The organism is Actinomadura alba (genome assembly GCF_014323705.1).
Taxonomy (GTDB): Bacteria; Actinomycetota; Actinomycetes; order Streptosporangiales; family Streptosporangiaceae; genus Actinomadura_C; species Actinomadura_C alba.
Genome location: NZ_JABVEC010000019.1, coordinates 21,603 through 46,046, shown reverse-complemented (window position 1 = coordinate 46,046; position 24,444 = coordinate 21,603). Strand labels below are relative to the sequence as shown.

Annotated in this window: 23 protein-coding genes, 1 tRNA gene, 1 pseudogene and 1 riboswitch; of the genes and pseudogenes, 15 read left to right on the top strand and 10 right to left on the bottom strand. The window is 69.0% G+C overall.

Going from position 1 to position 24,444, the window contains the following annotated elements:
- Positions 1-36 precede the first annotated feature (36 nt).
- The 4 genes from HKK74_RS23690 to HKK74_RS23675 are packed head-to-tail and all read right to left on the bottom strand — an operon-like array spanning position 37 to position 4,398.
- Positions 37-1,584: an FtsW/RodA/SpoVE family cell cycle protein gene (locus HKK74_RS23690; protein WP_187245527.1), complete on the bottom strand. Its 1,548-nt coding sequence runs from the start codon at positions 1,582-1,584 to the stop codon at positions 37-39.
- Between the two features lie 5 nt (positions 1,585-1,589).
- The gene (locus HKK74_RS23685; protein WP_187245526.1) at positions 1,590-3,149 is read right to left on the bottom strand and encodes a Stp1/IreP family PP2C-type Ser/Thr phosphatase; all 1,560 of its coding nucleotides are present in this window, start codon (positions 3,147-3,149) and stop codon (positions 1,590-1,592) included.
- Complete coding sequence (locus tag HKK74_RS23680; RefSeq protein WP_187245525.1) at positions 3,146-3,631, bottom strand: FHA domain-containing protein FhaB/FipA; 486 nt, start codon at positions 3,629-3,631, stop codon at positions 3,146-3,148. The genes HKK74_RS23685 and HKK74_RS23680 overlap by 4 nt, the downstream gene beginning before the upstream one ends.
- A gap of 11 nt (positions 3,632-3,642) precedes the next feature.
- Complete coding sequence (locus HKK74_RS23675) at positions 3,643-4,398, bottom strand: FHA domain-containing protein (RefSeq protein ID WP_187245524.1); 756 nt, start codon at positions 4,396-4,398, stop codon at positions 3,643-3,645.
- 109 nt (positions 4,399-4,507) lie between these two features.
- Here HKK74_RS23675 and HKK74_RS23670 point away from each other — a divergent pair.
- Positions 4,508-4,590 (top strand) — tRNA-Leu (locus tag HKK74_RS23670).
- Between the two features lie 244 nt (positions 4,591-4,834).
- Here the strand turns inward: HKK74_RS23670 and HKK74_RS23665 are convergent.
- Entirely contained in the window at positions 4,835-5,518 is a 684-nt protein-coding gene (locus HKK74_RS23665; RefSeq protein ID WP_187245523.1) for a GOLPH3/VPS74 family protein, read from the bottom strand.
- 134 nt (positions 5,519-5,652) lie between these two features.
- Between HKK74_RS23665 and HKK74_RS23660 the strand changes: the two genes are divergently transcribed.
- On the top strand, positions 5,653-6,273 hold the full coding sequence (locus HKK74_RS23660; RefSeq protein ID WP_187245522.1) for a TenA family protein: 621 nt from the start codon (positions 5,653-5,655) through the stop codon (positions 6,271-6,273).
- A gap of 274 nt (positions 6,274-6,547) precedes the next feature.
- Complete coding sequence (locus tag HKK74_RS23655) at positions 6,548-7,408, top strand: Fpg/Nei family DNA glycosylase (protein ID WP_187245521.1); 861 nt, start codon at positions 6,548-6,550, stop codon at positions 7,406-7,408.
- Between the two features lie 88 nt (positions 7,409-7,496).
- Here HKK74_RS23655 and HKK74_RS23650 read toward each other — a convergent pair whose 3' ends face one another.
- Positions 7,497-7,853, bottom strand: coding sequence for an SSI family serine proteinase inhibitor (locus tag HKK74_RS23650; RefSeq protein ID WP_312881713.1), 357 nt, complete (start codon positions 7,851-7,853; stop codon positions 7,497-7,499).
- Between the two features lie 160 nt (positions 7,854-8,013).
- On the opposite strand from HKK74_RS23650, the gene HKK74_RS23645 reads away from it, so the two are divergent.
- The 4 genes from HKK74_RS23645 (at position 8,014) to HKK74_RS23630 (ending at position 12,684) form a co-directional block, all read left to right on the top strand.
- The gene (locus HKK74_RS23645) at positions 8,014-8,349 is read left to right on the top strand and encodes a rhodanese-like domain-containing protein (protein WP_187245641.1); all 336 of its coding nucleotides are present in this window, start codon (positions 8,014-8,016) and stop codon (positions 8,347-8,349) included.
- A 103-nt stretch (positions 8,350-8,452) separates the two neighbouring features.
- A riboswitch (TPP riboswitch) is annotated at positions 8,453-8,567 on the top strand.
- A complete protein-coding gene (locus HKK74_RS23640) occupies positions 8,557-9,921 on the top strand; it encodes a purine-cytosine permease family protein (RefSeq protein WP_187245519.1) in 1,365 nt (454 codons plus the stop codon). (Overlaps the previous riboswitch by 11 nt.)
- A gap of 118 nt (positions 9,922-10,039) precedes the next feature.
- Entirely contained in the window at positions 10,040-11,911 is a 1,872-nt protein-coding gene (locus tag HKK74_RS23635) for a sensor histidine kinase (RefSeq protein WP_187245518.1), read from the top strand.
- A 269-nt stretch (positions 11,912-12,180) separates the two neighbouring features.
- Positions 12,181-12,684 (top strand): ATP-binding protein, encoded by a 504-nt coding sequence (locus HKK74_RS23630; protein WP_312881696.1) that lies wholly within the window; start codon positions 12,181-12,183, stop codon positions 12,682-12,684.
- 82 nt (positions 12,685-12,766) lie between these two features.
- Here the strand turns inward: HKK74_RS23630 and HKK74_RS23625 are convergent, their stop codons facing one another.
- Positions 12,767-13,951 (bottom strand): arginine deiminase, encoded by a 1,185-nt coding sequence (locus HKK74_RS23625; RefSeq protein WP_187245517.1) that lies wholly within the window; start codon positions 13,949-13,951, stop codon positions 12,767-12,769.
- 160 nt (positions 13,952-14,111) lie between these two features.
- On the opposite strand from HKK74_RS23625, the gene HKK74_RS23620 reads away from it, so the two are divergent.
- Entirely contained in the window at positions 14,112-14,267 is a 156-nt protein-coding gene (locus tag HKK74_RS23620; protein ID WP_187245516.1) for a hypothetical protein, read from the top strand.
- Positions 14,268-14,381: 114 nt separating this feature from the next.
- Complete coding sequence (tuf, locus tag HKK74_RS23615; RefSeq protein WP_187245515.1) at positions 14,382-15,563, top strand: elongation factor Tu; 1,182 nt, start codon at positions 14,382-14,384, stop codon at positions 15,561-15,563.
- Positions 15,564-15,668: 105 nt separating this feature from the next.
- Here the strand turns inward: tuf and HKK74_RS23610 are convergent, their stop codons facing one another.
- Entirely contained in the window at positions 15,669-17,225 is a 1,557-nt protein-coding gene (locus HKK74_RS23610; protein WP_187245514.1) for a long-chain-fatty-acid--CoA ligase, read from the bottom strand.
- Between the two features lie 65 nt (positions 17,226-17,290).
- On the bottom strand, positions 17,291-17,464 hold the full coding sequence (locus HKK74_RS23605) for a hypothetical protein (protein ID WP_187245513.1): 174 nt from the start codon (positions 17,462-17,464) through the stop codon (positions 17,291-17,293).
- Between the two features lie 274 nt (positions 17,465-17,738).
- Between HKK74_RS23605 and HKK74_RS23600 the strand changes: the two genes are divergently transcribed.
- The 3 genes from HKK74_RS23600 (at position 17,739) to HKK74_RS23590 (ending at position 21,359) form a co-directional block, all read left to right on the top strand.
- Positions 17,739-18,449, top strand: a complete 711-nt coding sequence (locus HKK74_RS23600; RefSeq protein WP_187245512.1) for a response regulator transcription factor — start codon at positions 17,739-17,741, stop codon at positions 18,447-18,449.
- A complete protein-coding gene (locus HKK74_RS23595) occupies positions 18,446-19,561 on the top strand; it encodes a sensor histidine kinase (RefSeq protein WP_187245511.1) in 1,116 nt (371 codons plus the stop codon). Before HKK74_RS23600 ends, HKK74_RS23595 begins: the two co-directional genes overlap by 4 nt.
- Positions 19,562-19,853: 292 nt before the next feature.
- Positions 19,854-21,359: an FG-GAP and VCBS repeat-containing protein gene (locus tag HKK74_RS23590; RefSeq protein ID WP_187245510.1), complete on the top strand. Its 1,506-nt coding sequence runs from the start codon at positions 19,854-19,856 to the stop codon at positions 21,357-21,359.
- A 133-nt stretch (positions 21,360-21,492) separates the two neighbouring features.
- Here the strand turns inward: HKK74_RS23590 and HKK74_RS23585 are convergent, their stop codons facing one another.
- Complete coding sequence (locus HKK74_RS23585) at positions 21,493-21,876, bottom strand: hypothetical protein (protein ID WP_187245509.1); 384 nt, start codon at positions 21,874-21,876, stop codon at positions 21,493-21,495.
- Between the two features lie 319 nt (positions 21,877-22,195).
- On the opposite strand from HKK74_RS23585, the gene HKK74_RS23580 reads away from it, so the two are divergent.
- The 3 genes and pseudogenes from HKK74_RS23580 to mptB all read left to right on the top strand — a co-directional run.
- Positions 22,196-22,531, top strand: a complete 336-nt coding sequence (locus HKK74_RS23580; protein ID WP_187245508.1) for an STAS domain-containing protein — start codon at positions 22,196-22,198, stop codon at positions 22,529-22,531.
- Between the two features lie 60 nt (positions 22,532-22,591).
- Positions 22,592-23,323: a glycosyltransferase gene (locus HKK74_RS23575; protein ID WP_187245507.1), complete on the top strand. Its 732-nt coding sequence runs from the start codon at positions 22,592-22,594 to the stop codon at positions 23,321-23,323.
- Positions 23,320-24,183 (top strand): annotated as a pseudogene (mptB, locus tag HKK74_RS41550) (polyprenol phosphomannose-dependent alpha 1,6 mannosyltransferase MptB); the annotation flags it as partial. The gene HKK74_RS23575 and the pseudogene mptB, both read left to right, overlap by 4 nt.
- Between the last annotated feature and the right edge of the window lie 261 nt (positions 24,184-24,444).

Here is a 24,444-nt window from a genome sequence, read left to right as displayed (position 1 = left end):
CGGGAGCGGCGCTCCCTCGCCGGTTCGCGGGTTTGCTCATCGTGTCATCACGACCTGCGTCATGCCCTCGTCCTGGATGGCTTGGGGGGGCGGCTTGCGCGCGTCGTGACTCATCCGGATCAGTAGCGCGATCAAGATCCAGTTCGCCATCAGCGACGAACCGCCCTGGGACAGGAACGGCGTCGTGAGCCCGGTCAACGGGATCAGCCGGGTGACCCCCCCGACGATCACGAATACCTGGAGGGCGAGGACGAACGAGACGCCGCCGGCGAACAGCTTGAGGAAGGGATCGCGCGCGGCGAGAGCGGTCTTCATGCCGCGTTGCACGATCAACGCGTAGCAGACGAGCAGTGCCATGAGACCGGTGAGGCCGAGCTCCTCGCCGAGCGAGTCGAAGATGAAGTCGCTGAACGACAGCGGTGTGCGCCAGGGCTCGCCCTGGCCCAGCCCGGTGCCGAGCACGCCGCCCTCGCCGAGCGCGTAGATGCCCTTCAGCAACTGGGCGCTGTCGGCGTACTCGCCGCCCAACTGGAGGCACTTGCCGAAGCCGTTCTCGCCCGGCTTCAGAGTGTCGGGGGCCACCGACACCACCTTGCCGCTGTCGAGCAGGCAGCCGCCATCGAAGTACGGCTTGGGGTTCTGCCAGATGTCGATGCGCTGGTTCACGTGACCGAGGAACGGGATCAGCGTGGCCACGAATATGCCGAGGGCCAGCAGCCCGGTGCCGATGAACACCCAGGAGATCCGCTGGGTGGCGATGTAGAGCATCGACACGAACAGCCCGAAGTACAGGAGCGCGGTGCCGAGGTCCTTCTGGACGAACAGCACGCCGAGAGTGATCAGCCAGATCACCAGGATCGGCATGAGGTCGCGGGCGCGCGGCAGGGAGAGAAAGCCGATCTTCTTGCCGACCAGCGACAACGCCTGCCGCTTGTTCACCAGGTAACCGGCGAAGAACACGACGAGCAGCAGCTTGGCGAACTCGCCCGGCTGGACCGAGAACGGGCCGATGAAGACCCAGACCCGGGCGCCGTTCACCTCGCCGCCGATGCCCGGCACGATCGGCAGGATCAGCAGCAGGATGGCGAGGGCGCCGAGCGTGTAGGTGGAGCGCTGCAGCGTCTTGGGTGTGAGCGTGAAGCGCTGGTCGCCCTTGGTGTCGCGCATCATGATCATGGCGATGACGAAGAGCGCTATGCCGATGAACGTCCACTGCAGCTGCGTGAGCGCCTTGGCCTCGTCCTCGGCGAGCTTCTGGCCTGCCGCGACGGCGGCGATCTTGGTGCGGCTCGTGTCCAGGTCGAGACGGTAGATCATCGCCAGCCCGATCCCGTTGAGCAGTACCGCGAGCGGTAGCAGCACCGGGTCGGCGTACGGGGTGAACCTGGCGACGACGTAATAGGCGGTGCCCGCCAGCACCGGAAGCGCGACGGAATAGAAGAACAGGCCCTTCGGCAGGCCGCCGTCCCGGGCCAGCCCCACCTGTGCGAAGGCGGCGAGCGTGACCACCATCGCGAAGACGAGCAGGGTCAGCGAGGCGCCTGTGCGCGGTGTCTGGGGGGCCGGTTCGGACGGTGAGCTCATGATGTCTACTTCGGGCAGTCGCGCAGGGCGTTGGGCGTGTCGCGGCAGGTGTCGCGCTTGGCGATCAGCTCGGCCAGGGTGGCTTGCGCGCCCTCACGGCTCTCGCTGGCGATGCCCTTGCGGACGTCCTCCTTGTCGGAGTCGGGCAGGTCGTTGAACTTGAGGACCGGGGTTCCGGAGATCGAGGCGCCGCTGCAGCCCTTCTCCACCTGCCCGCGGCCCTGGAAGATCCGCACGTCGGCGCCGTCGACCGCGACCGTGTAGCGGCACAGCGCGGCGCGGAGCTCGCTGACGGTCTTCTTCGCCGCGTTCAGGCCTCCGTCGACCTGGATCGTGTCGGTCACCTCCTTGCCCCGGTCGGCGGGAAGGTCGCCGATCGGAACCGGTGGTGACGGCTGCTCCTTGGCCTTCTTGGACACGTCGAGGCCCAGGACTCCATCAGGGGAGCCCTGGTAGATCGTGACCACGCCCTTGTCCGCGCTCACGTAGTAGACGCTGCGCAGGTACTGCAGACCGGCGAAGCCGCCTCCCACGACCAGCAGTGCGAAGACGGCGACGGCGACGACCAGCCAGGTCCAGCTCCGCCGCTTCCTCGTCGCCTGCGGCGGCCTGCGCAGCGAGTCGGCGGCGCCGGCCATGGCCGGCGCGGGTGCCGGTGGCGGCATCTCGTCGACCGCGATCGGCGGTTGCGGCATGGTGTCACCGAGCTGCCTGGCGCGCTGCGCGGGGGTGTCCTCGACCATGGCCGGAGCCGGTCCGCCACCGCCCGCCGGTCCTGGCGGACCCCCGGCCGCGTTGGCCGCCGCACCCGCCACCACCGGCCGTACGGCCGGTGGCTGCTGGCTCAGGTCGGCCACGTCGGCCACGACACACGTGATGTTGTCGGGCCCGCCGCCCCGGTTGGCCAGGTCGATGAGCTGGCGTACGGCCTGCTCGGGATCGGCGACGCCGGTGAGCACCTGGTGGATGGTCTCGGCGCTGACCACGCCGGAGAGGCCGTCGGAGCACAGCAGATAGCGGTCGCCGACCTTGGCCTCGCGCAGCGACAGGTCGGGCTCGACCTCGCCACGACCGTCGAGGGCCCGCAGCAGCAGAGAGCGCTGCGGATGCACGGCCGCCTCGTCGATGCTGATCCGGCCCTCGTCGACCAGGGACTGCACGAGAGTGTGGTCGTGCGTGATCTGGAAGAGCTCGCCGTTGCGGAGCAGGTAGGCGCGGGAGTCGCCGATGTGGACGAGCGCGATCTGGCTGCCGGCCCACAACATCGCCGTGAGCGTCGTTCCCATGCCCTGCAGCGTCGGGTCGCCCTCGACGATGCGGTGCAGGTTCTCGTTGGCCTGCTTGACGGCGTGTTCCAGCGCCGCGAGCAGTTCGGCGGCGGGGACGTCGGTGTCGAGCTTGCGCAGGGCGTTTATGGCAGCGGCACTGGCGATCTCGCCTCCGACATGGCCCCCCATGCCGTCGGCGACCGCGAGCAGCCGGGTGCCCGCGTAGGCGGAATCTTCGTTGCCCTCGCGCAGCATGCCGACGTCGGACCGGGCGGCGTAACGAATTCCTATGTTCATTTGCGCAGCTCAAGGACGGTTTTGCCGATACGGATTGGGACGCCGAGAGGCACCGGTGCGGGCCGGGTCACTCTCGAGCGTCCGAGATAGGTCCCATTGGTCGAACCGAGATCTTCCACGATCCACTGGCCGTCCTGCGCGAAAATCCGGGCATGTCGGCTCGAAGCGTAGTCGTCGGTGACCACGAGTGTGGAGTCATTGGCTCGGCCGATGGTGATAGGAGCCTCTCCGAGGTCGAAGGTGGTGCCCTGCAGGGCGCCCTGAGTCACAACGAGCTTGCTGGGCCCGCTCTGTCTGCTGGGCCGGGCGGGTGCCCTCTGCTGCCTGGGCGGTTTCGGTTGCCTGGCCGGCCGCGATGCCGATCTCGTGGCGGCCTTCGAGCCGAACAGGTCGGCCCGGATCACGCCGACAGTGGCGATGACGAAAAGCCACAGCACCGCGAGGAATGCCAGCTTGATGAGAGTCAGGGTCAGTGCGGTCATCGGAGTCGGGGCTACTCCCTATCGCGGCGGAACACAAGGGTCGTGCGGCCCATCGTGATCCGAGAGCCGTCGACGAGTGAGACGCGCCGAATCTGCTGCCCGTTCATGAATGAACCGTTTGTCGACCCTAGGTCCACAAGGACTATTTCGGGACCCTCAACGCGGATCTCGGCGTGATGCCGTGATACTCCCGGGTCGACCAGGCGTAGATCGCAGTCTGTTCCTCGGCCGAGGAGCGTCACCGGAGTGGTGATGTCGTACGACCGCTGCACGCCGTCGCCGCCGCCCTCACCGGCCGTGGTCACGAGGAGCCGTGGCCGGCCGCCGAAGACGCCCGGCCGGCCGGGCGGCAGATCACTCCTCGGTTGCCGGATCTCGCCGCCCTCGACGGTCGAGCCGCGGATCACGCCGGACCGGATGCGGAACATCCCGGTGGCCAGATCGCCGGCGTTCTCGAACCGCACCCGCACCGGGCCGACGAAGGAGTACCCCTGCTCTTTCGCGTACTCCCGCGCCAGATTGGCGAGCTCCTGGCTGAGGCTGTCGGCGTAGACCGCCAGCCGCTGTCCGTCCGTAGGCGAGATCTCGACCACGAAGTCGTTCGGCACGAGCGTGCGACCCTGGGCCACGATCGCGGCCCGCTCGTCCATCTCCCGCTGTACGGCGCTCGCGACCTCAACCGGCTGTAGTTCCGATTTGAAGGCTCGCGCAAAGGCACCCTCGACCATGCCCTCGAGCCGTCGCTCGAAGCGCTGTAGGACACCCACGGGCACCTCCCTTCCCCACTGCTAGACGATCGTATCCGTGCGGAGGTTCGCAGGAAGCATGCACGTTCCAGCCCGGTGTCCTACCCGTGCTAACCTTTCCACGCGCCCAGGGCGGGTGGCGGAACGGCAGACGCGCACGGTTCAGGTCCGTGTGTCCGCAAGGACGTGAGGGTTCAAATCCCTCCTCGCCCACTCGGGGACGGCGACAAAATACTGCCCCCCACAGTGACGTAGCGGGCCCCGGTGCGGCAAGCACCGGGGCCCGATTGCTTGTTCTGTGCAGTCTACGGTGCGGCGGCGTCTGACCTGGTCCGATGGGAGAAGTCCGCGCCGTGGGCCCTGTTCGGGCATGAGCACCGTGTCGATGATGTGGACGGTGGTGCCGGCGGTCTTCACGTTGCCGCAGACCGCGCCCGCCATCCACCGGGGCGGGGGGTCAGGAGCCGCCGGCGGCCGACACGGTCGTCGCGGTGGTCGCGGCGACGATCACCGCGGTCGTCGCCGCCTGGACCTCAGCGATCACCTTGCGTACGGCCTCGCCCGCCCACTCGCCCTCGGCCATCTCGCTCGCACGCTGTGCGAACAGCGACTTGGCGACGTCGGGAAACACCTTGCGGTCGAGTTTGCAGGCGTGGATCAGGGCGAACAGGCAGGCGGTGTGCGCGTCGGGCCGGGCGCCGTCGATGGCGGAGCGCAGGCCGGCCCGTATCTTCTGCTCCGGAACCGGATCCTGCTCCGGATAGCGCGTGGTCGGGAAGACGGCGAGCACGCGGCCGTGCTCCTCCCGCAGCACACCGCGTTCGGCCAGCCGGGTCAGGAGTCTTCTCCGCAGCTTGTCCGACCGCAGCTTCGACACCCACCACTTGACCTTGCGTTCCTTCTTCTCCTCGGCGATGCGCTGGAGGGCCGCATCGAGTTCGGGGTCACCGGTCGGTGCGGGGTTCACGCACTTGACGTGGCCGTCGTCGACGCTGACGCGGCCGGAGATGACCAGGTCGGTGAGCAGCGCACCGGCCACGGCGGTGGTGGTCTCGGTGGACCCGATCAGGGGTTTGCCGTCCTCTTCGCGCAGCGACAGCAGGAGAAACGCTTCGGCCATGGTCAGGTTCGCGTCCGTCATGACCCCTGACTACCCGATTGATCCCGGCGGCGAAAGTGAGTCGCGTCACCCCGCCGGCTCGCCGGACCGCGTTCCCTCGCCGTGACCGTGGTGGGGCGCTCCGTGTTCGAGCGGCTGATGGGACACTTCGCGCTATGAGTTCGTCGACGAGTCTGTCAGCGCGGTTGGAGGAACTCGGCCGGCCGCTGGTCGAGGAGCAGCTGGAGCACCCCACGGTGGCCGGCATCGCGAGAGGCGACCTGGACGAGCCGGTCTTCCGGTCCTGGCTGGAGCAGGATTATCTGTTCCTGCTGGACTACGTACGGGTGTTCTCGCGGCTCGCGTGGCAGGCGCCGGCCGAGCATCTGGGCGACCTCGTCGATCTCGCTTACTCGACCTTCCATGACGAGCTGTCGCTGCACCGTTCGCTGGCCGCCGAGTTCGGCGCGGATCTCGAGGGAGCACGCAAGGGCCCGGAGTGCGCCGCGTACACGGCCTTTCTCCTCGACGCCGCGGACTTGTACGGCGAGGGGCTGGCTGCGCTCTACCCCTGCATGTGGGGCTATTCGACGCTGGGCGCGATCCTGGCCGAGAACCCGCCTGAAGAGCCCCGCCTCCGGCGGTGGGTCGACACCTACGCCGACCCGGCCTTCGCGGCGCTGGCCCGGCGCTGCGCGCAGATGATCGATGAGGCGGCACCCGATCCGGCGCGGGCCGAGGTGCTCTTCCTCGAGGGCATGCGCCATGAGATCGCCTTCTGGGACGTGCCGGCCTGAGGTCCGACTCCGGCGTGGGGCCCGGTCGGTGGTGGGGTCCGGGCCGATGATGGGTCGCGCGCAAAGCGGTGACGTTACGCAGAGTTATCCACAGGTGTTGGTGAGGCCGGAACCGCCGTGGCTCGGCGGTTTGCCCGCATCTGTTGTGGTACGGAGCTCGGAGCCCCTGAAGAATCAAGCGAATCCAGAGTTGCGCACAGGCTTTTCCACAGCCGTCCACAGGCCTGTGGACGAGGTGGCTTGCCCGCTTGCGCAGGTCGCTCATACTTGAGGAATGCCTGAGCTACCCGAGGTCGAGGCGCTCGCGGCGTTCCTCCGGGAGCGCGCGGTCGGCCGCGTGATCGCGCGGATCGACGTTCTGGCCATCTCCGCGCTGAAGACCTACGACCCTCCCGTGACCGCACTGGGCGGGCTCGCCGTGACCGCGGTCGGCCGGCACGGCAAGTTCCTCGATCTCGACGTCGACGGGATCCATCTCGTCATACATCTGGCCCGCGCGGGCTGGCTGCGGTGGAAGGAGGAGATACCGGCCAAGCCGGTGCGGCCGGGCAAGGGGCCGCTCGCCCTGCGCGTCCACCTCGATGACGGCTCCGGATTCGACCTCACCGAGGCGGGGACCAAGAAGGGCCTCGCCGTGTACGTCGTCCGTGATCCGGCGGACGTGCCCGGCATCTCGGCCCTCGGCCCGGATCCGCTGTCGGACGGCTTCACGGTCGCGACGTTGCAGGAGATCGTGGGCGGCCGGCGTACCCAGATCAAGGGGCTGCTCCGGGATCAGCGGATCATCGCGGGCATCGGCAACGCCTACTCCGACGAGGTGCTGCACGTCGCGAAGATGTCCCCCTTCAAGGTCGCCGCGACCCTCACCGAAGAGGAGGTCGCGGCACTGCACGGTTCGATCGTAGCGACGCTGAAGGACGCGATCGATCGCTCCAGCGGGCTCGCCGCCGGGGACCTGAAGGCGGAGAAGAAACTCGGATTGCGCGTGCACGGGCGGGCCGGTGAGAAGTGCCCGGTCTGCGGCGACACCATCAGGGAGGTGTCGTTCGCCGATTCGGCCCTCCAGTACTGCCCTGCCTGCCAGACCGGCGGAAAGCCCCTCGCCGACCGCCGGCTCTCGCGGCTGCTCAAATGATCTCGCGCTTGATCTCGCGCCCCGAAGCGCGATGATCGGGTGCCCGTGCGCACACGGGCACCCGATCACCCTGATCGACGTGTGGAGGTCAGCCGGTCTGGGCGGGCTTGCCGAAGACCGGGGCGAGGCCGTTCCAGCGGGACACCTCGCAGCCGTTCTTGCGGTTGAACTTCGCGGCGACCCGCTTGCCCTTCCAGGTTCCTGTGACGGTCGCCTCCTCGGGCCCGCCGAAGATCATTGTGCAGACCTGCTCCTTGGATACGGGCGTGAACGGGTCGGGCGCCTTGCCCAGTGCCGCGCACGCGGCCGTGGGGTCGGGGTGGGTGCCCTGCGCTGGATCACAGGTGAGCGTCCACTTTCGCGTGGGCGCGTCGGCCGACGCCTTGGGCGCCGTCACCTGGATGGTGAGATCGGTCGTGGGCTGTGCCGGACTGGGGCTCGCGATCGCCCCGGAGGGCGTCCGGCTCGGACTGCCTTCGGCCTGTTCTGAGCCGCAACTCGTCAGAGCTACGATCACTGCGAGGCCAGGCGCTGTGAAAAAGAGCCTCCGATACCGCATGCGAGATTCGACGTGGACGGGGTGCTCGGGGTTCCATGGGATCGTGATGAATCTCGGGGAGAACATTCCGGTGGTCGACGCCACGGCCGTACCGGAGGGCGCTTATCTGCTGGACGTCCGGGAGCCGGACGAATGGCAGGCGGGCCACGCGCCGGGGGCGGTGCACATCCGGATGCGCGAACTCAGCGATCGGGCCGGTGAGATCCCACGCGATCAGGACGTGTACGTGATCTGCCGGTCCGGTGCGAGGTCGGCGCAGGTCACGGTCGCCCTGAACAACGCCGGCTGGCAGGCCGCCAACGTCGATGGCGGCATGAAGCGCTGGGCCGAGGCCGGGCGCCCGATGGTCAGCGAGACCAGCATGGAGCCCTACGTGATCTGAGCGGCCGAACCGCCCGACCCGCCGCACGGGCTGACGGCGCCCGACGCCGAAGCCCTCGGGCATGGCGGGCCGGGCTGACGGACCTGTACTATTTGCCCGTCTAATTGAACACCGCGGGAGCTCGGGCGGAACCGGGCTGAGAGGGCGACTTGAAGCGTCGCCGACCGCATGAACCTGTCCGGATAATGCCGGCGTAGGGAGAGTGCGTTGAGCGCCGCCGTCCACAAGGGCCAGAGCAGCGAGCGTCCGGCCGAGCCGCCGTACCGTGGCGATGAGGTCCCTTTCACCCTTGAGGAACCCGCGCCGAAAGTCCTGAGCTTCTGGGACCAGGGGGCGTTCTGGGCCAACCTCGGGGTAAGCCTGTTCGCCTTCTCCGGGGCCTACACCGTGCTGGCCCCGGACGAGAACGGTGTCCCCCAGCTGGCGATCACCGCCGGCATCACCGCGATGATCGTCGGTACGGTGATCGGCGGCCTGATGCTCGGCCTGTCCGCGGTGCCCGGGGCCCGCACCGGCCAACCGGCGATGGTGATGCTGCGCGGGCTGTTCGGTGCCCGGCTGTCGTACGTCCCGACGGTGCTCAACATCGCCCAGTTGATCGGGTGGGGCACCTTCGAACTGGTCGTGATCGCCGACGCCGCGCGGGCGCTGTACGACGACATCCCGCGGTGGACCTACGTCGTCGCCGCCGGCCTGCTCACCACCGTGCTGACCATCTGGCCGCTCGGCTCGGTCCGGATGCTCCGCCGCTACGTCACCATCGCGGTCGCGATCTCGCTCGGCTACTTCTACGTCCAGTTGCTGCGCGAACCGCTGCCGGACCTCACCGAGGGCGGCTGGGGTCAGTTCTGGCTGGGTGCCGACGCCGCGCTGGCCGTCTCGATCTCCTGGGTCCCGATGGCCGCGGACTACACGCGGCACGCCCGTACGGCGCGCGGTGCCTTCGGGGCCGCGGCCATCGGCTATTCGGTCACCCAGATCGTCGCCTACATCCTGGGGCTCATCGCGCTGGCCCTGGTCGCCGGCGACCCCTCCAGGGTCTTCGACCCGTTCCTGCACGTGGCGCTCGGCGCGGTGTTCTTCGGGATCTTCGTGCTCCGGGAGGCGGACCAGTCGTTCGCGAACGTCTACTCCACCGCCGTCTCGCTCCAGAACCTGGCGCCGAGGGCCGACCGCCGCGTGCTGTCGATCGGGCTCGGCGTGCTGATCACCGTGCTCGCGCTGATGGTGCAGATCGGCGACTACGCGAGCTTCCTGTCGCTCATCGGTTCGGTGTTCGTCCCCATGCTCGGCGTGCTGGCGGTCGACTTCTTCGTGTCGCGGCGGGGCCGTGCCTGGAACGTCTCGCGCACCGCGCCCTCGCGCTGGGGGATGATCGCCGCCTGGGCGATCGGCTTCGCCGTGTACCAGTTGATCAACCCGGGCAGTGTCGGATGGTGGCGCGGGTTCTGGGCCGATGTGCAGGGCCTGCTCGGGTTCACCCCGGAGTCCTGGATGAGCGCGTCACTGCTCTCGTTCGCGGCGGCGGCGCTGGCGACCTACCTCATCGGCCGGGTCACCGCTCGCCGCTGACACCGGGAGAACTCCGTGAGATCACGCTGATCAGTGGTGATCCTCCGGAATCGGCCGGGGAGACGTGGAAAGTTTTCCACCTCACTTCGGGCGCCGCCCCCCGGCTTCCGGTGGCACCATGACAAACGTGCAAGGGGACGTCCACGATCCGATCGTCCGCGCGGTCATCGAGTGCGCGGCCGATGCCATCGTTGCCGTCGACCCCGATTTCGCCGTGACGGTGTGGAATCCGGCGGCGGAGCGGATGTTCGGCTGGAGCGCCGGTGACGTGCTCGGCAAGGTCCCGCCGATCGTCCCCGACGAGCTCAAGGCCGAGCACAACGCCGTGCTGGAGCGGATCCGCGAGGGCGGGCAGATCTCGATCGCGACCCGCCGGTTCCACCGGGACGGGCACCTGATCGATGTACGTATCGACACAAGCGTCCTGCGCGACGCAGGCAACGAGCTGATCGGCTGGGTGAGCGTCTTCCACCCGGTCGAAGAGGACGAGGCCGTCCAGCATCACGCCACCGAGCGGGCCCGCCTCGTCCGCCGCCTCAACGATGTGATCGCCGACCTCAACGCCGAGCTCGATCTGCCCACCGTGCTCGACCGGATCACCGGCGCGCTGATCGAGCTCACCGGCGCCGACGCTGGCGGGTTCGTCCGGATCGACGGGGACAAGCTCAGGCTGGTCAGCATGCGCGGCCTGCCCGACCACCTGGTGGGTTCCATCGCGGACCTGCACCCGAGCCTGGTCGGCGAGCTGATCCGCACCGGCAAGACAGTGATGCTCGCGACCGGCCACCGCCGGCTGGGCGAGCTGATCTGGTCGGAGCTGCCCGGGCTCCACACGATCGCGCTGAGCCTCTCCTATCTGCAGCAGGCGCCGTACGGTGCGTTGTACGCGCTGTTCTCCGGCCAGAAGGTCGGCCACAGCGAGCTGGAGGTGCTCGAACTCCTCGCGGGGCACGCGGGGGTGGCCGTCGGCAACGCCGTCGCCTACGCCGAGGTGGTCCGGCAGCGCGCGCACGAGCGCGCGGTCATCGACTCCAGCGCCGACGGCATCGCCGTACTCGACCGCGAGGGTTTCGTACGGCAGTGGAACCCGGCCGCGCACGCCATCACCGGTGTGCCGCCGGACGTGGCGATCGGGCAGCACCTGCCGTTCCCGCAGCCGCTGCCCGGTGAGATGGTCACCCACCGGCTGACCGGCGGCACCTGGCTCAACGTGCTGTGCGCCGAGATCGAGGAGACCGACGAGCTGGTGGTCGACTTCCGTGACGTCTCCGACGCCAAGGCCCTCGAGGAGGCCAAGGACCTGTTCCTGGCCACGACCAGCCATGAGCTCCGTACGCCCATCACGGTCGTCCAGGGGTTCGCGAGCACGCTGGTGAACCGGTGGGACAAGCTCACCGACGAGGATCGCCGGCAGGCGGTCGGGACGATCGCCGAACGCGCGCATTCGCTCGCCCGGCTGGTGGAGAACCTGCTGCTCGGCTCGCGGGCGGGTGCCGGTGAGCTCAAGGTGACCATCGAACGGTTCGATCTCGGCAGGCTGCTGCACGGGGCCGTCGCGGGGTTCCGCTCGCTGTCGGACCGGCACACGGTCGAGCTCGACGTGTCCCCGGACCTGCCGGAGATCAGCGGCGATGCGCTGGCGACCGACATCATCATCGGGCAGCTGCTCGAGAACGCGTTCAAGTACTCGCCGGACGGTGGCACCGTCCACGTGCGGGCGACGCTCGACGATGCGGACATCGTGGTGACGGTGGAGGACGAGGGCGTCGGCATCGCGCCCGGTGACCACGAGCGGATCTTCGAGCGGTTCGTTCAGGGTGAGGCCGGCGACCGCCGGCGGTTCGGCGGGATCGGGCTCGGCCTCTACATCGTGAAACGACTGGCCCAGGCACAGCAGGGCAATATCTCGGCCCATTCCCGCACGTGCGGCGGAACGTGCATGCGCCTTGTGCTGAAACCCGCCGATGAGCAGGTCTTGCACGCACCGTGACGGACGAGACTCTCGCAGGAGGAGTAATCCCGCGTTGAGTGGATAGGTCTTTTACCGAACTTGGTGCAGCACGCGCCTGCTGTCCGCTTCAAGACACTTCAAGATGCTTCAAGGGCTCTGAGGGGGTCTGTGAGCGTGTCTGTTGAGTTAGTCACTCGTTGTATCGATAGCCAATGCTTTGCGGCGGGTTTCCGGCTACCTCGTACGGGGCATTTCGGTCGTACCGGTGATGCGATGGTGAGTGTTCGCGCTCAGGAGGCCGCGGGGAGGTGAGGGCGTCGAGCGTCGTACTGCTGCCACACGCGCCATCCAGCGTTGCGATCGCCCGGCAATGCCTCAGTTCTGAGCTGATCGCCTCGGGGGTCCTTCAATCGGTCATCGATGACATCAACGTCATCACGAGTGAGCTGCTCAGCAACGCTCTGCGGCATGCTCGGCCGTTGCCCTCCGGGCACGTCAAGCTCGCCTGGGTCAGCGCCGGAGACACGATCGAGGTCGCGGTGAGCGACGGTGGAGCCATGACCGAGCCCCGGCGTAACCACCCGACGCTCTCCTCGCTCGGAGGGCGCGGGCTGGGCATCGTCGAGAGCCTCGCCGAGTGCTGGGGCGTGCGCTACGAGGACGGCACCACCACGGTGTGGGCCCTCCTGCGCTCCACTCAGCCGTCCGCCACCAACGGGCGGATCGGTACGGACACCCCGCAGCCTGCGACAACGGGCCAGCCCGGCATATCGGGCGTACCCGCCATGAACCTCCTGGATCGCACCCGCTAGGGTCTTCCCAGCTCGGGTGCTGCCGCGCCCCCGTCGGCAGCACCTGAGCGTTCCAACCGCCTTCTCACCCCCCGGCCCCGCGCTACGACCCCAGCAGGGGGGCCCGCTCGATCGGGCAGGACATACAGCGCGGACCGCCTCGGCCGCTGCCGAGTTCGCTTCCCTTGATCCGGATCACCTCGACGCCCGCGGCCTCGAGCTGGGCGTTGGTCTCGATGTTCCGCTCGTACGCGACCGCAAGCCGCGGCGCCACGGCCAGGGTGTTGTTGCCGTCGTCCCACTGCTCGCGTTCGGCGGTCACCGGGTCGAGCCCCGTGTCGATCACCTTGAGCCGGTCGACGCCCATCGCGGCCGCGGCGGCCCGCAGGAACGGCTGGGCCGGCGTGATCCGCAGATCTCCGTCCAGCGTGGTCACCGTGTTGGCGGTCAGCGAGTGGGCGATCGCCGGATACATCACGACCGTGTCGACGTCGACCATGGTGCAGATCGTGTCGAGGTGCATCGTCGCCCGCTCCTGGGCGATCGGGACGGCCAGCACGGTGTGCGCCAGGCCCGCGTCGAAGACCCGGCGCGCCAGCCGTTCCACGCCCGCGGGCGTGGTGCGCTCGCCGGTGCCCACGGCGATCACGCCCGGGGCCAGCAACAGGATGTCGCCGCCCTCGACGTGCTCGAGATCAGGTTCGTACAGTGTGCGCACCCCGGCGAAGCGCGGGTGGTGAGCATAGATCAGGCGGGTCAGCGCCGTCTCGCGCTCACGGGCGGGCATGGCCAGGCTCGTCACCGCCACCCGGTCGCCGATCCAGGCGCTGGAGTCCCGGGTGAACAGCAGGTTCGGTAGCGGATCGATGATGAAGTCGTGCCGGCCCATCAGCTCGTACACCAGGCCATGGCCGGACTTGAGCTCCTCGTGCGCGATCCCGGCGATCAGCGCATGGGCGAGCGTCTCGGTGTCGAGGTCCCCGAGATATGACGCGACCACCCCCCGCAGCCGGTCACCGAGGCGGGCGTCGGTGAGGACGCCGGCGATCGCCTCCTCCCGGGCCGACTGGTACTCCAGCGCCTCCTGGAGCAGTTCGGTGACGTAGAGCACGTCGACGCCGTGGCTCCGCAGCGCCTCGGCGAAGGCGTCGTGTTCCTCCTGGGCCCGGCCCACCCACGGGATGCCGTCGAACAGGAGCTTGTCGTTGTTGCGGGGAGTGAGGCGTTTCAGCTCCGCACCCGGGCGATGCAGGATGACGGCTCGAAGCCGCCCGACCTCACTGTCCACGCGGTAGTTATGGGGCACATTGTGCAGCGTAGCGCCGTATGTACCACGCGGAGATCACCAGACTTGCGCACCCGGTTCATGTGACCGCCGCGAATTGATCCACTTCAGGGTCGCAGAAAACCAGTCGACTTCCGGGATGGGCGGCCGTACGGTCTGACGCATGTTCTTCGCGGCCGTCACCAGCACCCCGGCAGGGTTCGCCCTGCACGGCGCGGTGCCGGCCGCCCACGCGTCCGCGGCGTTCCGGTCGCCCGTCACCCTGTCGCCGCTCGCCGACGCATCGGTCGCGGCACACGCTGACGGCGCGCGAAGCTGACCCTCCTCCGTCCCGACTTCGCAAGAGAACCCGCGGAGGAGGGTGGTCAGTGCGGCAGGCCTGCGCCTGCCCGGTTCTCACCCCCTGTTCGACACAGAAGTGAGGACGACTCTCATGGCCAAGCAGCTGTACGAGCGCAGTAAGCCGCACCTGAACATCGGCACGATGGGTCACGTCGATCACGGCAAGACCACGCTCACCGCGGCGATCACGAAGGTGCTCGCCGACCGCGGGCTGGCCCGTTCGATTCCGTTCGAGGGGATCGACCGAGCCCCCGAGGAGCGCGACCGCGGCATCACGATCAACATCGCGCACGTCCACTACGAGACCGCCACGAGGCACTACGCCCACGTCGACATGCCGGGCCACGCCGACTACGTCAAGAACATGATCACCGGCGCGGCTCAGCTCGACGGCGCCGTGCTCGTCGTGTCGGCTCAGGACGGCGCCATGCCGCAGACGCGTGAGCACGTGGTGCTCGCCCGCCAGGTGGGCGTGCGCCACATCGTGGTGGCGCTCAACAAGGCGGACGCGGTCGAGGACGTCGAGCTGCTCGACCTGGTCGAGCTGGAGGTCCGTGACCTGCTGACCGAGTACGGGTTCCCCGGTGAGGAGATCCCGATCGTCCGGGTCTCGGGTCTGCGCGCCCTCGAGGGCGACGCGTACTGGACGGCCAGGATCGGGGAGCTGCTCGATGCGATCGACGCGTACGTGCCGATCCCGGCGCGGATTCTCGACCGGCCGTTCCAGATGCCGATCGAGAACGTGCTGACGATCACGGGCCGCGGCACCGTCGTGACCGGAGTGGTGGCCCAGGGCGCGATCCGCCTCGGCGACCACGTCGAGATCGTCGGTCTCGGTGAGACGCTGTCGTCCGTCGCGACCGGGCTCGAGACGTTCGGGCAGACGATGGACCACGCCGAGGCGGGCGACAACACGGCTCTGCTGCTCCGCGGGATCAAGCGGGACCAGGTCCGCCGCGGTCAGGTGGTCGGCGCGCCCGGCTCGATCCGGCCGCACCTGAGGTTCCGGGCGGCGGTACGGGTGCTGACCGCGGACGAGGGCGGCCGGAGCAGGCCGTTCCTCACCAACTATCGGCCGCAGTTCCACTTCCGTACGACCGACGTGGTCGGTGAGGTGGACCTCGGTGAGGGCGGTATGGCGCTGCCCGGCGACTCCGTCGAGATGACGGTCGAGCTGGGCAAGCCGGTCGCCATGACCGAGGGGCTCGGCTTCGCGATCCGCGAGGGCGGCCGTACGGTCGGCGCCGGCACGGTCACCGCTCTCCTCGACTGACGGCCGCGCGTAGTTGAGTCGTGGCGTGTCGGGGCATCACGCCGGTGAGACGCCCCGACACGCCACGACTCAACGAAGGAACCCGCGGGGTTCGCGGGCGGGGGATCAGTGGACGGCGCGGTCCTGGTCGGCCCAGTACGGGGCGCGGAGCTCACGCTTGAGCACCTTGCCGGTCGGGTTGCGGGGAATGGCGTCGCTGCGCTCGATCGAGGTGGGGCACTTGAAGTGCGCGAGACGTTCGCGGCAGTGGTCGATGAGTTCCTGGTCCGTGACCTCGCCGGACAGGACCACGAACGCCTTGGGGGTCTCGCCCCACTTCGGGTCGGGCACCCCGATGATGGCGCAGTCGGCGACCAGCGGGTGACTCATCAGGACGTTCTCGACCTCGGCCGGATAGACGTTCTCCCCGCCCGAGATGATCATGTCCTTCACCCGGTCGTGGATGTAGAGGTAACCGTCCTCGTCGAGGTACCCGGCGTCGCCCGTGCGCAGCCAGCCGCCCGGCAGTACGGTCTGGGCGCTCGCCTCGGGCAGCCGCCAGTAGCCGTGCATGTTCTGCGCGGTGCGCGACAGGATCTCGCCGACCTGGCCGGTCGGCATCTCGTCGCCGGTGGCCGGGTCGACTATCTTCAGCTCGGTCTCGGGGGTCGGGATGCCGGCACTGCGCAGCCGGTGCGGGTTCGGGCCGTCCGGGGCATGGTCGGCGGGCGGCAGAATGGTGATGGCCCCGGTCGTCTCGGTCAGGCCGTACACCTGCATGAAATCGGTGTGGGGCAGCAGTCGCATGGCGCCGCGCAGGACGTCATCGCTGATCGGTGAGGCGCCGTACAGCATCACGCGCAGGCTCGACAGGTCCGCGGTCTGCGCCTGCGGCATCTGCGGCATGAACAGCAGCAGCACCGGCACGAGGAACGTGTGGGTGACACGGTGCTCTGCGATGGCGTCGAGGATCAGGCCGGGGTCCGGGTCGCGCACGATGACGCCGGTGATGCCGTCGTAGATGACGCTGATGCTCAGGATGCAGCCCGCGATGTGGTACCCGGGCATCGCCACCATGAGCACCGAGGACGGTTCCGGCGCCCAGGTCCGGTTCGACGGCCGCAGCGCTCCGACGAAGTTGTCGTGCGTCAGCATGACGCCCTTCGGCAGGCCCGTGGTGCCCGAGGAGTAGAGCTGGGCGAAGACGTCGGTGGAGTCGAGTTCGACGTGGACCGGCGCGGTCTCGTAGGCGCCGACCCAACCGGCATAGTCCTGGTAGGCGTGCTCGTCTCCGCTGATGACGACGAGGTGCTCGGTGTGCTCCAGCCGGTCCGCGATCGCGTCGAGCAAGGGTACGAACTCGCGTCCGGCGAGGAAGACCCGTGCCTGGGCGTCGTTGACGACGTAGGCGACCTCGTCGGCGCTCAGCCGGTAGTTGACCGGCACCTGGACGGCACCGAGCCGCGCGGCGGCGAACAGCTGCTCGACGTACTCGATGGAGTTCTTGTCCAGAATCGCCACGCGGTCGCCACGGTCGACGCCGGCCGCCCTGAGCGCGTTCGCGGCCCGGTCGACGCGGCTGTCGAACTCGGCGTAGGTGACCCGCTCATCCGCACTGATGAACGCGATCCGATCCGGGGTCTCACGCGCACGGTCACGCAGCACATCCGTCAGAAGTGACACGACTGGCCCTCTCGTCGGCAACGTTCCAGGCATCATGCGCGAACCGACGATGAGGCGACAAGGAGCTAACTGTCGCTTTTGGCAAACCGTCCGATGACCGCCACCACGGCCATGATGACGAGGACCACGAAACCGATGTACAGGAAGAACTTCAGGGTGGCGATGAGCGCGCCGATCACGGTGATGACCAACCAGATCGCGAGCAGGACACCCAGTACCGTCAAGACCGTCCGAGTCATACCCCCACGGTACGCCGCGACAAGTACCGCTACACCATCACTAAGGCCGATATCGGCCAACAGGCCGGCCAGGCTTGAGTCGTGGGCGCCGCCGTAGCACTGAGGGGATCATCCGCGAGTTGCCGGCCCGGCTGGGCGACCCTACGGCCTTACAGAGTGATGACGTCGTCCGCGTGAACGTGCGGGGCGTCCTTATGGTGGGGTTCGTGACCCCACGTGCTGTTTCCTCGCCGGCCGTCCCGCGTACCCGGGCGATGCGCATGAGGCGGTCTCGGTGACCGCCGAGGAGGCCGGGCGCATCCTCGTCGTCGACGACGACCCGACCGTCGCCGACGTGGTCGCTCGTTACCTGCTCCGCGACGGGCACGAGGTGGAGTGCGTGGCCGACGGTGCCGAGGCCCTCCGCCGGGCCCTGCGGAATCCGCCCGACCTGGTGGTGCTGGATCTGATGCTGCCGGGGATGGGCGGCCTCGAGGTCTGCCGCCGGCTCCGGGAGAGTTCACCCGTTCCGGTCGTGATGCTGACCGCGCTGGGCGAGGAGACCGACCGGCTCGTCGGTCTGGAGACCGGCGCGGACGACTACGTGACCAAGCCGTTCAGCCCGCGCGAGCTGGCCCTGCGGGTCAGATCGGTGCTGCGGCGCGCCCGCGGCATGTTCGGGCCGGTCGGCGCGGGCCTCGTACGCGATGGGGATCTCGTGGTGAACGTCGGCGCGCACGAGGCCACGCTGAGGGGTGAAGAGCTGCACCTCACCGCCCGGGAGTTCGACCTGCTCGCGTATCTGATGCAGCATCCACGGCGGGCGTTCACCCGAGGCGACCTGCTCAGCCAGGTCTGGGGATGGTCGTTCGGTGACTCCTCCACCGTGACGGTGCACGTGCGGCGGCTCCGGGAGAAGATCGAGGAGGACCCGACCTCACCCCGCCGGATCGTCACCGTGTGGGGCGTCGGCTACCGGTACGAGACCGCCGGCGGGCACGCATGATCCCGCTGCGCGACCTCATCCTGGTGGCCGCGTACGCCGCCGGAGCCGCGCTGCTCGTCGCCACCATCGGGCTCGCCGCCCTGTACGTCCTGCGAAGCCGCTCGGTGGCGGCCCAGCTCGCCGTCGTCGCCACGGCCACCGTGGTGAGCTCCGCTGCGGGCATCGTCGCCATCACCGTCCTCATGATGATCTCCGAGCATGACCGCAACGTCGCCCTGACCGTCGTGCTGGCCGCAGGACTCGTCAGCATGGGGGTGTCGTTCCTGCTCGGCCGCCGGCTGATCGCGGCCAACCGTGCGCTCGTCCAGGCCGTACGGGCCGAACCCTTCCGAGTCCCGCCGACCCGGCTGCCCGCCGAGCTCGCCGAGTTGGCGCGTGAGCTGGCGGCCGCCTATGAACGGCTCGACGCCTCTCACCGCAGGGAGAAGGCGCTGGAGTCCAGCAGACGTGAGCTGGTCGCCTGGGTCAGCCACGACCTGCGCACACCGCTGGCCGGCCTGCGCGCCATGGCCGAGGCGCTCGAAGACGAGGTGGTGGTCGACGCCGGCACCGTGGGCCGCTACCACGGCCGGATCAGAGCCGAGGTGGATCGGCTCACCGAGATGGTCGACGACCTCTTCGAGCTGTCGCGCATCCACGCGGGGGCGCTGCGGCTGTCCCGGGACCGGATCGGGCTGGATGATCTGGTCGCCGAGACCATCGCGGGCACTGAGGCGCTCGCCGAGGCCAAGGGGGTTCGCCTGCGCGGAACGGCGCAGCCGGGGGTACCGGTGGAGGCGGACGCCTCCGAGCTGGGCCGGGCCCTGCGCAACCTCGTCGTCAACGCGATCCGGCACACGCCGTGGGACGGGACGATCGAGGTGCTCGGCGAGTTGCGGGACGGCAAGGTCTGCGTGACGGTCATCGACGCCTGTGGCGGCATCCCCGAAGAGGATCTGCCCCGGGTCTTCGATGTGGCCTTCCGCGGAGAGGCCGCGCGCACCCCGGGCGGCGGCGCGGGACTCGGCCTGGCCATCGCGCGCGGCATCGTCGAGGCCCACGCGGGCGATATCGGTGTGACGAATTCTTCGCCCGGCTGCCGTTTCGACGTCCGCCTGCCCTTCGGCGGCTGAGGGACGTGCGGCACACCGTGGCGTCACAGGGCGTGATGCGATCCGGGTTCGGTGGCGTCGGTGTCGTTCGCGGACGGCGATGGCCGAGTTCGCGAGCGCGGATCGCCATTGACCGGCGATGGCGACGCCTCTTGACCGACTCAGGACAAAAACCGGTGAAGTGCCAGCTGACGGCGGGTTTCTGGTAACACAACTGACAATTGTTCCATGTATCGGTAAACCAGATGTATTGCCGGGGCGTCTTCCTGATACTGCGCGGCATTGACGGCGCGCATCGACGGGAGGCTTCATCGTGAAATCTCGGCTTTTCGTACGCACTGCGGCCATTGCCGCAGTGACCGCCCTCGGGGGGCTCGGCCTGGCGGGGTTGGCCCCGTCGGCTTCGGCGGCGGCGCCGGCCAAGGCCTACGACTTCAACGGTGACGGTTACCAGGACCTCGCCATCGGCAGTCCGTATGGCAAAGTCGGCACTTATGCGTCCGCCGGTTTCGTGAGCGTGGTCTACGGTACCGCCAACGGGCCCACCGGCAGGAAGCAGGTCATCAGCCAGAACAGCGCTGGGGTTCCCGGTACCGCCGAGACGAGCGACCACTTCGGCTACTCGCTGGCGTCCGCCGACTTCGACTCGGACGGCTACGCCGACCTGGTGGTCGGCACGCCTGACGAGGACACGACCGCAGGGGCGAACGGTGGTCTGATCACGATCTTCTGGGGCACGCCCGACGGGCTCGTCACCGACGTCGTGCAGAACATCGACGACGAGATGCCCGCCGCGAACAACCGCTGGGGCGAGAACCTGACCACGGGAATGATCGAGCCGGGTGCCCCGGTGAAGCTCTTCCTCACGATCCCCGGCCAGTCGACCTTCACCTGGTTCTACTTCATCCCGGCTGAGGGCGCGCGGGCGGCCGGGAAGCCGGCGCCGAAGCGCGGCGAATCCGTCGTCGTGCCCCGCAAGAAGGGAATGTCGACGAGGTCGGTCGAGGACGTGACCTCCTCGTGGCTGGCGACAGGGGACGTGACCGGGGACGGCATCGGCGATGTGGCCTACGCGTGGTACGACGCCGACTGGCCCGAGCCTTCCGAGCGGCGTGGCTTCTCCGTCTACCCGGGAACGGCCGACGGTGGGTTCGACGGCACCGCGGGCACCGGCGACCTCACCGAGGTGAATTCGATCGCCATCGGCGACTTCGAGAAGGATGGTTTCGGCGACGTCGTCGTGGGACAGCCGTCGGATGCGGTGAAGGGCGGTCAGGTCACCGCGTACAAGGGCTCGGCATCAGGCGTGTCCCCGGACGCGAAGACCTCGATTCATCGGGACACCCCGGGCGTGCCAGGTACGGCGGCGGCCGGAGACGCGTTCGGCGCATCCATCGCCGCAGGCGATGTGAACAACGACGGCAAGAGCGATCTGGCCGTCGGGATCGCCAACGACGAGGTCGGGACGGTCGTCGACGGGGGGCGTGCCTACGTGCTGTTCGGAGGGCCGACCGGTCTCGGGACCGCGGGTGCCGAGGACGTCTCGCAGAACAGCGAGGGTGTGCCGGGCGATGCTGAGACCGGGGACCACTTCGGTTACCAGGTCACCGTGCTGGACAACAACCAGGACGGTTACGGGGACGTGTCGGCCGGAGCTCCCAACGAGGACAGTAACGCGGGTGTGGTCATCTGGCTGAAGGGCGGGACGCAAGGGGTTCGCCCGCCGACCGGCCCGATCACCGGCTCGGTCATGCTCACGGCGGCCACGTTCGGCGTGACGGGTAGGAACGCCGAACTCGGCCGCCGTCTCGGCAAGTAACGGCCAATGTCCACGCCGGCCGCGGCCGGCGATCCGCGGACTCCTGCGAGATCACACCGACCTCCACGGTCGTGATCTCGCGGGAGTTCGCTTTTGACCGGCGGCTCAGCGGGTCTACGGCTTCACCCGCGCTTCAGCGGTCTACGGCCTCGTCGATGGCGCGGTAGGTCGGGCAGGGCCACCGCCACATGCAGGCCCTGCACCGGCGGATCGGGTTGTCCGGGTCGCTGGAGATGCCGCCCGCGTCGCGGGGCTGGTGCATCTCGAGCAGGCGGATCCCCAGCTCGGCCAGCGCGATGACGTCGTCGCGGGCGCCGGCCAGGAACGCGATGTCCTCACGCGACAGCTTGGTCTTCACCGGGACGAACCCCTCCCGATTGATCAATCGGGACAGGAACTGCGTCGACGAACGCCAGGAGTTCGACTTCTCCGAGCGGCTCCTGATCGTCTCGAGACGCTCCCGGAGCCTCCCCTGCCGGGGATCGGCGAATCTGTCGGTGGCCCGGTCGGTGGTCATGGCTTGAGCTCCAGAAATTCCGCCATTCGCCACTCCGAATTCGGACAAGCAGCCATCAGCGGTCCCGCATCGGGGCAGCGTACGGCCGGGATCCTCGGTGGACGGCCGAGGCCCTGCGTGACACTCCCCGAGTCGTCAAGCCTCTGTTGCACGGCCCTAGCCTCCCGTACTCGGGCACGGGTCGAGGACCGAATTCCATACTTCGTCGTCGCAGAACACAGCCCAGATCGTGACGTATCTGGTAAAGACCGTCGGTGAATGGGATCTGAGTGTGTGAACTCTCTGGCTCCTGGACCCGCGGCCCGATAGTGTGCGGCAGGTGGAGCTAAATGTCTCAAGTACGTCTCAGGGAGGTCACGCCGTCGTCACCGCGAGCGGCGAACTCGACCTTTACACCGCACCGCGACTGCAGACCGTACTGGCCTCGCTGCTGCGCGAACGCGTCGACCGCGTCGTGGTCGACCTGAGTGGGATCGAATTCTGCGACTCGACCGGCATGAACGTGCTGTTGTCGGCCATGAAGCGGCTCAAGGAGCAGGGCGGCACGCTCGAGTTGGCCGCCCCACGCCCCGCCGTACGGCGCATCCTGCAGGTGACCGGGCTCGACACCGTCTTCTCCGTGCACGACGCGGTGCCGGCGCTCGATGCGACCTGATGCCGGTGTTCTGGCGTCGGTGACCCGCCGGTAGGGCCCGGCGGCACTACCATCGCCTTTATGCAGGCTGACGTGGCCGTCATCATCGCGGCCAAGGACGAGCGTGACCGTGTCGCCGCGACGGTGAAGGCAGCCCTCGAACTGCCCGGCGTCGATCTTGTCGTGGTCGTCGACGACGGCTCGGCCGACGGGACGGCCCGAGTGGCCGAGGATGCCGGTGCCAAGGTCGTACGGCACAGCCGTAACCGGGGCAAGGGCGCCGCGATGGAGACCGGTGCCGAGGCCGTGCGCCTTCTCGACGACGGCCGCGAGATGCCGCGGCATCTGCTGTTCCTCGACGCCGACCTCGCCGAGACCGCCCGCGACGCCGCACCCTTGATCGAGCCGGTTCGGCGCGGCGAGGCGGACATGACCATCGCGGTGTTCTCCTCGATCGTCAAGCTCGGTGGCCATGGCTTCGTGGTGCGGCTGTCGCGCGACGGCATCAGGCGGGCGACCGGCTGGCAGGCGACGCAGCCGCTCAACGGGCAGCGCTGCCTGACCAGGGCGGCGTTCGCCGCGGCGCTCCCGCTCGCCCCGGGCTTCGGGGTCGAGACGGCGCTGACGATCGATCTGCTGCACCGGAGCTTCCGGGTGACCGAGGTCGAGGTGCCGCTGGCGCACCGGGCCACCGGCACCGACTGGAAGGCACAGATCCACCGGGCCAGGCAGTTCCGCGACGTCGCGCGCGCGCTGGCCGTCAGAGAGCCGGCGATCACCGGCCGGCTCGACCGGCTACGCGGCTTCAAGTGACCTCACGCGGGATCGGCTTCGCCGGGCTCTGCGCCATCGGCCTGAGCACCGGATGCTTCCTCGTCACGGCCGTGCTCGGGCCGTCGGCGGTGCAGCCGACCCTGCCCGGTCACGGCCCGCCGTTCTCGCTGACCGCGCATCCCTCGCCGTACCTCGTGATCGGCCTGGTCGCGGGCGGGGTGCTGCTCGCCGGGCTCGGCCTGGGCCTCTGCCTGTACGCGGCGGGCCGGGGCTGGCGCCCGGCGCCGAGACCGCTCCTGCTGGCGGGGCTCCTCGCGACGGCCGCGTTCGCCCTCCTGCCGCCCGTCGGCTCCGCCGATCACCTCAACTACGCCGCGTACGGCCGGATGGTCGTGACCGGTCATGATCCGTACACCACCGGCGCCGCCGACCTGCCCGACGACCCGGTGGCGCGCGCCGTACAGGAGTGGCGCTCCACTCCGTCGGTGTACGGGCCGATCGCCACCGGTCAGCAGGCCATCGCCTCATGGTTCGGCGGCGAGTCGGTGCGGCTGACGGTCTTCGGCCTGTCGGTCACCGGCGCGCTGGCATTCGCCCTCGTCGGTCTGATCCTCTACCGGTACGGCGACCCGGTCCGATCGGTGCTGTTCTGGACGCTCAACCCGTTGATGCTCTTCCACCTGGTGTCCGGAGCGCACAACGACACCCTGGCCATCGCCGTGGCAGTCGCCGCCATCGCGGTGTTCACGGGTGCCGGGCCCGGCGGACGATCGACCGAGCCCCGCCCCATCGACCGAGGCGGGGTGGTGCCGCCGGCCGGGCGGCTACTCGCCACCGGCGCGCTCGTGGGCGCCGGCGTCGCGCTCAAGCTCCCGGCCGCCCTCGTCGGCGGTGGGCCCGCCTGGGCGCTCCTGCGCGGGCGTCCCTGGCAGCAGGCGCGATCACAGCGGTCGTTCCGGCCGTTGCTCCCGGCGGCGGCCCTGTTCGGCGCGGCGGCGACGGTCGTGGCGGTGGCCTACTGCATCGTCGGGTGGCAGGCGTTCGACCAGGTCAGGAGGGCGTCCAACTCGGTGTCACTGGCCACGCCATGGCATCTGGTGGACGTGGCGCTCGGCAAGGGGACCAATCGCCCGGTCGTCCAGGCCGGGGCGTTGCTCCTG

Coding starts and splice junctions, on each gene's coding strand:
- HKK74_RS23680 (WP_187245525.1), bottom strand. CDS start 3,631: ATGACCGCACTGACCCTGACTCTCATCAAGCTGGCATTCCTCGCGGTG.
- HKK74_RS23595 (WP_187245511.1), top strand. CDS start 18,446: ATGATCCCGCTGCGCGACCTCATCCTGGTGGCCGCGTACGCCGCCGGA.
- HKK74_RS23620 (WP_187245516.1), top strand. CDS start 14,112: ATGTTCTTCGCGGCCGTCACCAGCACCCCGGCAGGGTTCGCCCTGCAC.
- HKK74_RS23665 (WP_187245523.1), bottom strand. CDS start 5,518: ATGACGGACGCGAACCTGACCATGGCCGAAGCGTTTCTCCTGCTGTCG.
- HKK74_RS23690 (WP_187245527.1), bottom strand. CDS start 1,584: ATGAGCTCACCGTCCGAACCGGCCCCCCAGACACCGCGCACAGGCGCC.
- HKK74_RS23575 (WP_187245507.1), top strand. CDS start 22,592: ATGCAGGCTGACGTGGCCGTCATCATCGCGGCCAAGGACGAGCGTGAC.
- HKK74_RS23685 (WP_187245526.1), bottom strand. CDS start 3,149: ATGAACATAGGAATTCGTTACGCCGCCCGGTCCGACGTCGGCATGCTG.
- HKK74_RS23635 (WP_187245518.1), top strand. CDS start 10,040: ATGACAAACGTGCAAGGGGACGTCCACGATCCGATCGTCCGCGCGGTC.
- HKK74_RS23645 (WP_187245641.1), top strand. CDS start 8,014: ATGAATCTCGGGGAGAACATTCCGGTGGTCGACGCCACGGCCGTACCG.
- tuf (WP_187245515.1), top strand. CDS start 14,382: ATGGCCAAGCAGCTGTACGAGCGCAGTAAGCCGCACCTGAACATCGGC.
- HKK74_RS23605 (WP_187245513.1), bottom strand. CDS start 17,464: ATGACTCGGACGGTCTTGACGGTACTGGGTGTCCTGCTCGCGATCTGG.
- HKK74_RS23585 (WP_187245509.1), bottom strand. CDS start 21,876: ATGACCACCGACCGGGCCACCGACAGATTCGCCGATCCCCGGCAGGGG.
- HKK74_RS23660 (WP_187245522.1), top strand. CDS start 5,653: ATGAGTTCGTCGACGAGTCTGTCAGCGCGGTTGGAGGAACTCGGCCGG.
- HKK74_RS23655 (WP_187245521.1), top strand. CDS start 6,548: ATGCCTGAGCTACCCGAGGTCGAGGCGCTCGCGGCGTTCCTCCGGGAG.